The sequence below is a fragment of the Pseudoalteromonas sp. Z1A6 genome (assembly GCF_011378745.1).
Classification (GTDB): Bacteria; Pseudomonadota; Gammaproteobacteria; order Enterobacterales; family Alteromonadaceae; genus Pseudoalteromonas; species Pseudoalteromonas arctica.
Genome location: NZ_WTKW01000005.1, coordinates 20,232 through 31,167 on the forward strand (window position 1 = coordinate 20,232; position 10,936 = coordinate 31,167).

The following is a 10,936-nucleotide window of genomic DNA, read 5'->3' on the forward strand; positions in this document are numbered from 1 at the left end:
ATTAATGCGCCACTTTTGTTATAAATTCTGAAGCGCTAATACGCGCTAATTTATCACACTCTAAAATTTCATCTAGGCTTTGCACATTGGTGTAAGTTGCAGCTTCTAGCGTCTGTGCATTTATTTTGTATATATCGGTAAAACCAATTTTACCGTTTAAGAATGCGCCCACAGCTATTTCATTTGCTGCATTAACCGTTGTTGTCGCGCCCTGCCCTGCACTACACGCATCAATCGCTAATTGTAAATTTGGATAACGAGAAAAATCAGGTTTAGTAAACGAAAAATCACAAATTTCAGAGAAGTTTAACGGTTTAACACCCGCATTAATTCGCTCAGGATACGCAAGTGCATGGGCAATTGGCGTGCGCATATCGGGGTTACCCATTTGCGCTAAAATAGAACCATCGTGGTACTGCACCATTGAATGAATGATACTTTGTGGATGAATAACCACATCAATATCACTCGCATCACAATTGAATAACCACTTAGCTTCAATAAACTCTAAACCTTTGTTCATCATAGTTGCGGAATCTACTGATATTTTTTGACCCATCGACCAGTTAGGGTGTGCAACGGCTTCACTTACGGTTACATCTTTTAACGTATTTATATCACGCGTTAAAAATGGGCCACCAGAGCCGGTAAGCAAAATTTTACTTACGCCATGTTGCTGTAGTTTTTGATCGCCTTTGGCATTTTGTAACGAAGACGGTAGGCATTGAAAAATTGCATTATGTTCGCTATCTATTGGCAGCAAAGTGGCTTTATGTTGTTTAACTTTATCAATAAACAACTGACCTGACATAACTAAAGATTCTTTATTAGCTAGTAGTACTTTTTTACCCGCTTCAACAGCACTTAATGTGGGTAGTAAACCAGCTGCACCTACAATTGCCGACATTACAATGTCAACATCAGGATGAGCACATAAGTCACTCATTGCTTGCTCACCGTGCATAACAAGAGTTTGGCACTGAGTATTAGCTAAATACGCAGATAATTGCTCTGCGGCCTGCTGGTTAGCCATAATCGCATAAAGCGGTTCATGTTCAATACACAACTCCGCCATTTTCTTTGCATTTTGTCCTGCAGCCAAAACAAAAACATCAAATAGCTCTTTATTGCGCGACACAACATCAAGTGTACTTAAACCAATTGAGCCCGTTGCGCCTAAAATAACCAGCAATTGCTTTTGGCTCATAAACTAAGAGTCCACGCATAGCACATAACAAACATTGGAGCAGCAGCCGTTAAGCTGTCAATTCTATCTAAAATACCGCCGTGTCCTGGTAAACATCGACCGCTATCTTTTAAACCAGCTTCACGTTTAAACATGCTTTCCAGTAAATCACCTACCGCAGAAAACAACGCAATAAATGCTGTCATTATCGCGTACACAGGCCATACAACTAAATCAACATCGGTAAAGTGACAAAATGCTAATACAAAAATAATAGAAGCGACTACACCGCCTGCTAACCCTTCAATTGTTTTATTAGGGCTTACTTTAGGCATTAACTTATGTTTACCAAAACTTTTACCCGTAAAGTAAGCACCCACATCTGCGCTCCATACAATACCGAGTACCACTAAAATTAGCACCGAACCAAAATGAGTTGATTCAGCATATTGCGCGCTACGTAGTGTATTTAGTGCAAGCCATAACGGCACAAGCGTTAATAATCCTGCAATGCCGCGCATAACTAGGCCTTCATTCCACGCTTTAGCCATTTCTGGGTAGCGCCAAATTAAATAGCTAGCAACAATCCACCAAGCAAACGAAAGCGTAAATACGTAATTTGCATCACCGACTAGCTTGCCATTTTCCCATAATGATTCAATAGGCCAATGTAAATTAAGCAAGGCAAGTAAAGCGCCAATAAACACAACAAAGGCAGCACGTTTAAGCTTGTCGCAAAGGCCCATAAATGCAGACCATTCCCATGCGCCTAATAATACAATTGCACCAGCAAAGTAACTAAATAACGTAAGCGGTGTATAAAAAACCAAAGCCAATGCTAATGGAGCTAGCACTAGAGAGGTTAAAATTCGTTGTTTTAACAAAATGTGACCCTTATTCTATTTAGGTTTGAGCGAGTAATTGTTTTATTTGTTCGCCCGTACAACCAAAACGTCGCTCTCTGGCAACGTAACACGCAATGGCCTCAGCAAATGCTGCTTCATTAAAATCTGGCCAAAGTGTCTCGGTAAAGTAAAGTTCTGCATAAGCAACTTGCCATAGTAAAAAATTACTAATACGAACATCGCCACCAGTGCGAATAAGTAAATCAGGTTCTGCCTGATCTGCCATGCTCATATGCTGTGCTAAGCGCTCTTCTGTAATATCTTCTGCGTTTAGTGTGCCCTGCGCAACTTGCAAAGCAAGTTGTTTTGCCGCATTGGCAACATCCCAACGACCACCGTAATTAGCTGCAACATTTAAACGCAACCCGGTGTTATTTTCAGTCAGCTTATGCGCAGCGTCTACCTTGCTACGTAATCCTTCAGAAAATCGTGATAAGTCTCCAATAATGGTCAGTTTTACATTGTTTTTATGAAGCTTTTTAACTTCCTTTGTTAAAACAAATAAGAAAAGCTCCATTAAAGTGTTTACTTCGTCTTCAGGGCGGCGCCAGTTTTCACTACTAAAAGCAAATAAGGTTAACGATTGTATCCCTAATTTAGTACAAAACTGAACAGATTGACGAACTGCGTCTACGCCTTTTTTATGCCCATACACACGAGGTCTATTTCTAGCTTGCGCCCAACGTCCGTTCCCATCCATGATGATAGCAACATGTTTGGGTAAACATTGCTGTGAAATTGTGTCAGCATCTAGAACCATAAATATCGAGTATTCCATAAAAAAACGCCGCCTAGTATACCCTAGACGGCGTTTCAAAACTAATAAAATTAGCTGTTTAGATTTCCATCAATTCTGTTTCTTTAGCAGCTAATAAAGTATCCATTTCTTTAATAAACTTATCAGTAAGCTTTTGAATCGCATCATCCGATTGACGCGCTTCATCTTCAGATATGTATTTATCTTTTAATAAACCCTTTACATCGCCATTAGCATCACGACGAATGTTACGAATAGCAACACGACCGCCTTCAACTTCGCCACGTACAATTTTGATTAGGTCTTTACGACGCTCTTCTGTAAGTGGAGGAAGTGGTACGCGAATAACAGTACCTGCCGACATAGGGTTTAAACCTAAGTCAGATGCCATAATTGCTTTTTCAACAGCTTGCGCTAAAGACTTATCAAATACACCAATAGCAAGTGTACGAGAATCTTCAATTGTTACGTTAGCAACTTGGTTTAAAGGCGTTGGTGCACCGTAGTACGACACCATAATGCCATCTAGGATTGCAGGATGTGCACGGCCAGTACGAATTTTAGATAATTGGCTACCTAGTGCAGTTACACTTTTTTGCATGCGCGCTTGCGCGTCTTTTTGAATATCGTTAATCACGGTTTAATCCTAATTATTTGATTATTTCATCTGAGGCTTGTGAAGAAATAAGTGTACCTTCTTCTTCACCCATAATTACGCGTTTTAGCGCGCCTGATTTATTCATGTTAAATACGCTCAATGGCATATTGTGATCGCGGGCTAGAGTAAATGCCGCTAAATCCATAACTTTTAATTCTTTTTCAATGATTTCATTGTAGCTTAAGTGGGTATAAAGCGTCGCATCTGGGTTTTTAACAGGGTCATCACTGTATACGCCATCAACCTTAGTCGCTTTAATTACTGTATCCGCTTCAATTTCGATACCGCGTAAACATGCTGCAGAATCGGTAGTAAAAAATGGGTTACCAGTACCCGCTGCAAAAATGACTACGCGACCAGTTTTCAATAAACTAATTGCTTCAGCCCAGTTATAAGCGTCACATACACCATTAAGCGGAATAGCCGACATAAGACGACAATTTACAAATGCACGGTGTAGCGCATCACGCATTGCAAGGCCGTTCATAACAGTTGCAAGCATACCCATGTGATCGCCTACTACGCGATTCATACCTGCTTCTGCAAGTGATCCACCGCGTAAAAAGTTACCTCCACCAATAACTAAACCCACTTCTACGTCGAGCTCTACTAGCTCTTTAATTTCTTGTGCCATACGGTCTAAAACTTTAGGATCGATGCCGAAGCCTTCGTCTCCCATTAAAGCTTCACCACTTAATTTGAGAAGAACACGTCTAAAAATAGGTTTGCGATTGATAGTCATAGTATTGGGGCCAACTTTTATTGAATTATGGATAAAAAATAACCGCGCTTATGTTAAACATAAAAGCGCGGTTATTTTAAAGAATTTCTAGCTGCGAAGCAAAACCAAATAGTACTTTAATTGCATCTAATTTCATTATCCTTCACAAATAGTAATCTTACTTAGCTTTAGCAGCAGCAATTTGAGCAGCAACTTCAGCAGCAAAATCTTCTTCTTTCTTCTCGATACCTTCACCAACTTCTACACGTACGAAGCTAGTAACTGTTGCGTTTTTCTCTTTAAGAATATCGCCAACAGTTTTCTTAGGCTCCATGATGAAAGCTTGACCAGTAAGAGAAACCTCACCAGTGAATTTTTTCATGCGGCCAACAACCATCTTCTCAGCGATTTCAGCAGGCTTGCCTTCATTCATCGCGATTTCGATTTGTACTTGCTTTTCTTTAGCAACAACATCGGCTGGTACATCTGAAGGTGTTAAGTATTCAGGGCTAGATGCAGCAACGTGCATTGCAACGTGCTTAAGTGTTTCTTCATCAGCAACACCCGCAACAACAACACCGATACGATCGCCATGACGGTACTCAACTAGGTTTTCACCAGTTACGTACTGTAAACGACGTACATTGATGTTTTCGCCAATTTTAGTCACTAGCTCAACACGGTCTTCTTCAAACTTAGCTTGTAAGTCTTCGATAGAGATAGTGTCAGCAATTGCAGCGTCAGCAACTTTGTTAGCAAATGCTAAGAAGCTTACGTCTTTTGCAACGAAATCTGTTTGACAGTTAACTTCTACTAGTACTGCAACACCCGCGTTTTGCTTGATGATGATAGTACCTTCAGCAGCAATGTTACCTGCTTTTTTAGCAGCTTTAGCAGCGCCACTTTTACGCATGTTTTCAATCGCTAACTCGATGTCGCCATCAGTCTCAGTTAACGCTTTTTTACAATCCATCATGCCAGCGCCTGTGCGCTCGCGTAATTCTTTAACTAGGGCAGTAGTTACAGCCATTAGTAAATCCTCAAATCTGAAATCAGGTTAGATAAGCGGGTTACCCGCTCGACAAGAATAGCAAGTCTTCACCTTAAAAAGATGAAGACTTGATGACAGCTAATTACTCAGCTTCAACGAAATCGTCTTTCTCAGCTTGAGCAACGATGTTATTCTCGCGACCTTCAGTAATAGCAGCTGCAACAGCGCTAGTGTAAAGGCTTACAGCACGGATAGCATCATCGTTACCAGGTACGATGTAATCAACACCGTCTGGGTTAGAGTTAGTATCTACGATTGCAACAACTGGAATACCTAGGTTGTTTGCTTCACGGATAGCAATGTGCTCGTGGTCAGCATCGATAACGAAAAGCGCGTCTGGAAGACCGCCCATGTTTTTGATACCACCAAGGCTCTTTTCAAGCTTTTCCATTTCGCGGTTAAGCGTTAACGTTTCTTTCTTAGTTAATTTCTCGAAAGTTCCGTCTTGGCTTTGTGCTTCAAGGTCTTTAAGACGCTTGATTGATTGACGTACAGTTTTCCAGTTAGTCAACATACCACCTAACCAACGGTGATTTACGAAGAACTGGTCGCTTTCTAAAGCAGCTGATTTAACTGCGTCGCTTGCTGCGCGCTTAGTACCAACGAAAAGAACTTTACCTTTGTTTGCTGCAGCACTTGATAAAAACTTAAGTGCGTCGTTGAACATTGGTACAGTTTGCTCAAGGTTGATGATATGTACACGGTTACGTGTGCCGAAGATGAAAGGCTTCATCTTAGGGTTCCAGTAACGTGCTTGGTGACCAAAGTGAACACCAGCTTGAAGCATATCGCGCATTGAAACGTTTGCCATTTTATAGATCCTCTATAGTTGTTTAGGGTTAGGCCTCCACATATCCCATAGCACCAACACCGAAGTAATTAAACTTCAAATGCACCCAAGTGTATGTGACGATACGTGTGTGTGTTAAAATAAAATTGTGTTTGCCTTAAATACAAAAAATCATTTAAGAATTTATTTGTAAAAAGACGGCGCGCTTTATACCATATTAAAATTAAATACTCAACGTCGCGTGCAAAATTTGTTCTGCGAAAAATGTTAAAAACTCAACTTTGGAGCCTCAATGAGCGCTATTATCAAGACCCCTGAAGAAATAGAGAAAATGCGCGTAGCTGGGCGCTTAGCGGCCGATGTACTTGAAATGATCGGCCCTCATGTAGTGCCAGGTGTTACCACCGATGAGCTAAATACAATTTGTCATGATTATATTGTTAATGTGCAACAAGCAATCCCTGCTCCATTAAATTATCATGGCTTTCCAAAATCAGTTTGTACGTCAGTTAATCATGTTATTTGTCACGGAATTCCAAATGACAAAGCATTAAAAGAAGGCGACAGCGTAAATATTGACGTAACGGTCATTAAAGATGGTTACCACGGTGACACATCTAAAATGTTCCACGTTGGTACACCAAATATTCAAGGTAAACGTCTTGCAGAAGTAACGCAAGAAAGCTTATACCTTGCTATCAAAATGGTAAAACCAGGTGTGCGCTTAGGTGATATTGGTGAAGCAATTCAAAAATATGCAGAGAGCTTTAATTACTCAATTGTACGTGAGTATTGCGGCCATGGTATTGGCGCAGGATTTCATGAAGAACCACAAATAATGCATTACGGTAAAGCCGGTACTGGCGAAGCCTTAAAAGCAGGTATGTGTTTAACTATTGAACCTATGGTTAATGCGGGTAAACGCCAATGTAAGCTTCTTAAAGATGATTGGACAGTAGTTACACGCGACCGTAGTTTGTCTGCGCAGTGGGAACATACTTTATTAGTGACTGAAAATGGTGTTGAAATTTTAACGCTACGATCAGATGATACAATCGACAGGATTATCGAACACTAATAAAAACCGAACCATTTGATAAAAGTACTTATCAAAATAAAGGTTCTACAAGGAGCCAGCCCACGTGGCATTACCCAACAAAGTAAAAAAGTTGCTCAGCGATGCTGAGCAACTTAGTGATTATCGCGATTGTTCTAGCTATTTTTATAAATGGCTACATAACGAGTTTTCTAAACAACCGGTTGGGAATTTAATTAATGCCCGGGCTGAGTTTATTGACCGCCTACTCATAAAGCTGTTTCATGTTTACGACTTAGCGCATGAGCCTGATTTAGCGCTAATTGCTGTAGGCGGATACGGACGTGGCGAGCTACATCCCTACTCCGACATCGACTTTTTATTGCTTGTAACTAAACCGCCAAGCGAAGAAATATGCGAAAAAATAGGCCAGTTTGTCACCATGCTATGGGATCTCAACTTAGAGATTGGCCACAGCGTGCGCACGATAGAACAAGCCATTGAGCAAAAACGTGAAGACGTTACTTTTGCCACCAGCTTGCTCGAAAGCCGCCTTATTTTTGGTAACCACATTGAGTTTGAAAAACTCAAAATGCATATTATTGAAACGCCAGTATGGCGCTCAGGTGAATTTTTTACTGCTAAAGTTCAAGAGCAAAACTTACGCCACAGAAAGTGCCACGGCACCGCGTATAATCTTGAGCCAAACATTAAAGAAAACCCCGGTGGTCTGCGCGATTTACAAACGATTATTTGGGTTGCAAAAAAGCACTTTAGAACCGAAACCCTGCAAGAATTAATAAGCCACGGATACTTAACTCACGAAGAGTTTCAAGAGCTTTCTGAGTGCCTAGAAAACCTATGGAACATTCGCTTTGCACTGCATTTAGCTGCAGGTCGAGCTGAAAACCGCTTATTGTTTGATCATCAACCGCAAGCCGCCGAAATTTTAGGTTTTGGTAGCGACGGTAAAGCCTCTGTTGAGCGTATGATGAAACGCTTATTTAGAATAATGAGCCGCGTGCGCGAACTTAACCAAATGCTACTTTCATACTTTGAACAAAGTATAATGCCCGAAAGTAGTGCTGTGGCAGCAATAGAACTCGACAGAAACTTTGAGCAAGTAGGTCATCAAATACGCGTAAAAGATCCGTCGGTATTTTTTAGACGCGATCAACTCTTTGTATTGTTTGAGCACATAGCCGACAACCCGGCAATAACGCATATTTACCCAAGTACTATTCGTACCATTCGCCAGGTGCGCCGTCGTTTATTGGGTGATTTACAAGATTACGCAGCCTGTCGCGAAGCATTTTTACGCTTAGTTAAACACCCTAATGGCATGGGACGCGCATTTACGCTGATGCACAAGCACGGCATGCTTGCCGCCTACTTACCGCAGTGGCGTAATATATTTGGGCAAATGCAGTTTGATTTATTTCACGCCTACACCGTAGATGAGCACACTCACAAATTAATCAAAAATATTTACGAATATTTTGATAAAACAGGCATTAGCGAGTTTCCTATTTGTAGTGAAATAGTCACTCGAATGGATAAACCAGAACTACTTTATTTAGCCGGTATATTTCATGATATTGCTAAAGGCCGAGGTGGCGACCATTCAGAACTTGGCGCTGTTGATGCCATAGCTTTTGCTAAATTGCATGGCTTTTCATCGGCTGATGCTAAGCTAGTAGCGTGGCTTGTAAGTAACCATTTACTTATGTCGGTTACCGCGCAGCGTAAAGATATTAACGACCCAGCTGTAATAAAAGACTTTGCTACACGTATTAAAACAGAGCGCCAACTCGACTATTTATATTGTTTAACGGTTGCCGACATACGTGCAACCAACGACAACTTATGGAACGATTGGAAAAACACCCTACTGCGTGAGCTTTATTTACACACGCAACGCGCACTGCGCTTAGGGCTCGAAAACCCAATGGATCAACGCGACCAAATTCGCGACAAAAAGCATCAAGCTAAACAGCGTCTTCTTAATTTAGGTTATCAAGAGGAACAAATTGATTTAATTTGGAGCCGCTTTAAAGCCAACTATTATACCGCTTTTAGCGAACAGCAAATATCATGGCAAACCGAGCATTTATTAAATAGCCCCGATTTAAGCCAACCCAGTGTTATTGTGTCTAACAAAGCGATGCATGGCGGTACGCAAGTATTTGTATACAGCCCATACTCTGGCGCATTATTTGCCAGATTAGTGAGCGTAATTGGCTCTAAAAAAGCACAAATACAACACGCCCAAGTTCTGACCACAAAAGACGGTTATATACTGTTTAGCTTTGTAATACTTGAAGTGAGCGGCGACCCTATAGCCAGTGGTAGAGCGCAATCAATTAAACGTGGGCTTGAGCAAGCGCTAAGCGATCCGCGTAAAAAAATTCGCTTTAAAAAGAGCCGAACTCAACGCTTTAAAGATTTTAATATTAAACCTAAAATTGTACTGCGCCCACATGCACGCAAAGACCGTAGCTTAATAGAAATTCAAGCCGTCGATATACAAGGTTTACTAACCAAAATAGCTGAAGTTTTCCAAGCGCATTTACTACACATTCACGCTGCCCGTATTACAACAGTAGGTGAACGTGCCGAGGATTTCTTTGTTGTATCAAATAACGAATACCAAGCGCTGACTGATGAAGAGCAAGCAAAAATTCATCAGGCATTACGTAAAAAATTCAACGCCGAAACAGAATAGAGGACACACATGTCAGATTTGAAAACGATGATCGAAAACGCATGGGACAACCGCGATAGCATTAGCCCAAGCACAGTATCAAGCGATGTAAAACAAGCTATTATCGACGCACTTGATTTACTTGATAGCGGCGCAGCACGCGTTGCCGAAAAAATATCGGGTGAATGGGTTGTACACCAGTGGCTTAAAAAAGCAGTGTTACTGTCGTTTCGTATTCGCGACAACCAACCAATGAACGACGGCGTAAACCAGTTTTACGACAAAGTACCGCTTAAATTTAGCGACTACACCCCAGAGCAGTTTCAGCAAGGCGGTATGCGCGTAGTACCAAACGCTGTAGCACGTAAAGGCAGCTTTGTAGGTAAAAACGTTGTACTTATGCCATCGTACGTAAACATTGGCGCATACGTTGACGACGGCACCATGGTTGATACATGGGCGACTGTAGGCTCGTGTGCACAAATTGGTAAGAACGTACATTTATCAGGTGGCGTTGGCATAGGCGGCGTTTTAGAGCCTCTGCAAGCTAACCCAACTATCATTGAAGACAACTGCTTTATTGGCGCACGTTCTGAAATTGTTGAAGGCGTAATTGTTGAAGAAGGCGCTGTAATTTCAATGGGCGTTTACATCAGCCAAAGCACCCGTATTTATGACCGTGAAACCGGCGAAATTCACTACGGCCGCGTACCAGCAGGCGCAGTAGTAGTGCCAGGCGCACTACCATCAAAAGATGGCACTCACAGCCTGTACGCTGCAATCATAGTGAAAAAAGTAGACAAGCAAACACGCGAAAAAGTAGGCATCAACGCCCTACTACGCTCAATCGATGAGTAACACGTAGGTTGGGTTGAGTGAAACGAAACCCAACGATACTTTGAAGTTAAGTGTTTTAGCTGAACTTTACTTGTATATAGAAAGCTCTGAGCCCTTTGTGGGTTTGGAGCTTTTTAAATTCTTCTAAATGAAGTTTGAGTGCTGGACACCTCTACATTAAAATTCAATGAACTCAAAAGGGACTTTAAGCCTTTAACGGCCAACTCATTATTTTCTGATGGTCCTATTATAATTTCTTCAATTGAATTTTTAGGAAAAGGTACCGCTCTA

The 10,936-nt window shown here is 41.3% G+C and carries 10 protein-coding genes; 3 read left to right on the forward strand and 7 right to left on the reverse strand.

What is annotated here, in order from left to right:
- Position 1: 1 nt before the first annotated feature.
- The 7 genes from ispC to rpsB form a co-directional block, all read right to left on the reverse strand.
- A complete protein-coding gene (ispC, locus tag GQR46_RS00695; RefSeq protein ID WP_165739361.1) occupies positions 2 to 1,207 on the reverse strand; it encodes a 1-deoxy-D-xylulose-5-phosphate reductoisomerase in 1,206 nt (401 codons plus the stop codon).
- Positions 1,204 to 2,070: a phosphatidate cytidylyltransferase gene (locus GQR46_RS00700; RefSeq protein WP_007580986.1), complete on the reverse strand. Its 867-nt coding sequence runs from the start codon at positions 2,068 to 2,070 to the stop codon at positions 1,204 to 1,206. Before GQR46_RS00700 ends, ispC begins: the two co-directional genes overlap by 4 nt.
- Before the next feature lie 19 nt (positions 2,071 to 2,089).
- Positions 2,090 to 2,869: an isoprenyl transferase gene (locus GQR46_RS00705; protein ID WP_007580985.1), complete on the reverse strand. Its 780-nt coding sequence runs from the start codon at positions 2,867 to 2,869 to the stop codon at positions 2,090 to 2,092.
- Between the two features lie 58 nt (positions 2,870 to 2,927).
- Complete coding sequence (frr, locus tag GQR46_RS00710) at positions 2,928 to 3,485, reverse strand: ribosome recycling factor (protein ID WP_165739363.1); 558 nt, start codon at positions 3,483 to 3,485, stop codon at positions 2,928 to 2,930.
- A 13-nt stretch (positions 3,486 to 3,498) separates the two neighbouring features.
- Entirely contained in the window at positions 3,499 to 4,248 is a 750-nt protein-coding gene (gene pyrH, locus GQR46_RS00715) for a UMP kinase (protein ID WP_007580982.1), read from the reverse strand.
- Positions 4,249 to 4,405: 157 nt separating this feature from the next.
- Entirely contained in the window at positions 4,406 to 5,257 is an 852-nt protein-coding gene (gene tsf, locus GQR46_RS00720) for a translation elongation factor Ts (RefSeq protein ID WP_007580981.1), read from the reverse strand.
- 103 nt (positions 5,258 to 5,360) lie between these two features.
- Positions 5,361 to 6,089, reverse strand: coding sequence for a 30S ribosomal protein S2 (gene rpsB, locus GQR46_RS00725; protein ID WP_007580978.1), 729 nt, complete (start codon positions 6,087 to 6,089; stop codon positions 5,361 to 5,363).
- A gap of 271 nt (positions 6,090 to 6,360) precedes the next feature.
- On the opposite strand from rpsB, the gene map reads away from it, so the two are divergent.
- From map to dapD, 3 genes are all read left to right on the forward strand, one after another.
- Entirely contained in the window at positions 6,361 to 7,146 is a 786-nt protein-coding gene (gene map / locus GQR46_RS00730; RefSeq protein WP_165739365.1) for a type I methionyl aminopeptidase, read from the forward strand.
- Positions 7,147 to 7,210: 64 nt separating this feature from the next.
- A complete protein-coding gene (gene glnD / locus GQR46_RS00735; RefSeq protein ID WP_165739366.1) occupies positions 7,211 to 9,829 on the forward strand; it encodes a [protein-PII] uridylyltransferase in 2,619 nt (872 codons plus the stop codon).
- 9 nt (positions 9,830 to 9,838) lie between these two features.
- On the forward strand, positions 9,839 to 10,666 hold the full coding sequence (dapD, locus tag GQR46_RS00740) for a 2,3,4,5-tetrahydropyridine-2,6-dicarboxylate N-succinyltransferase (RefSeq protein WP_002958324.1): 828 nt from the start codon (positions 9,839 to 9,841) through the stop codon (positions 10,664 to 10,666).
- Positions 10,667 to 10,936: the final 270 nt, after the last annotated feature.

What these genes read in the sequence shown, in the direction of transcription:
- ispC (WP_165739361.1), bottom strand. Translation starts at nt 1,207, where the DNA reads ATGAGCCAAAAGCAATTGCTGGTTATTTTAGGCGCAACGGGCTCAATT.
- pyrH (WP_007580982.1), bottom strand. Translation starts at nt 4,248, where the DNA reads ATGACTATCAATCGCAAACCTATTTTTAGACGTGTTCTTCTCAAATTA.
- tsf (WP_007580981.1), bottom strand. Translation starts at nt 5,257, where the DNA reads ATGGCTGTAACTACTGCCCTAGTTAAAGAATTACGCGAGCGCACAGGC.
- map (WP_165739365.1), top strand. Translation starts at nt 6,361, where the DNA reads ATGAGCGCTATTATCAAGACCCCTGAAGAAATAGAGAAAATGCGCGTA.
- GQR46_RS00705 (WP_007580985.1), bottom strand. Translation starts at nt 2,869, where the DNA reads ATGGAATACTCGATATTTATGGTTCTAGATGCTGACACAATTTCACAG.
- dapD (WP_002958324.1), top strand. Translation starts at nt 9,839, where the DNA reads ATGTCAGATTTGAAAACGATGATCGAAAACGCATGGGACAACCGCGAT.
- rpsB (WP_007580978.1), bottom strand. Translation starts at nt 6,089, where the DNA reads ATGGCAAACGTTTCAATGCGCGATATGCTTCAAGCTGGTGTTCACTTT.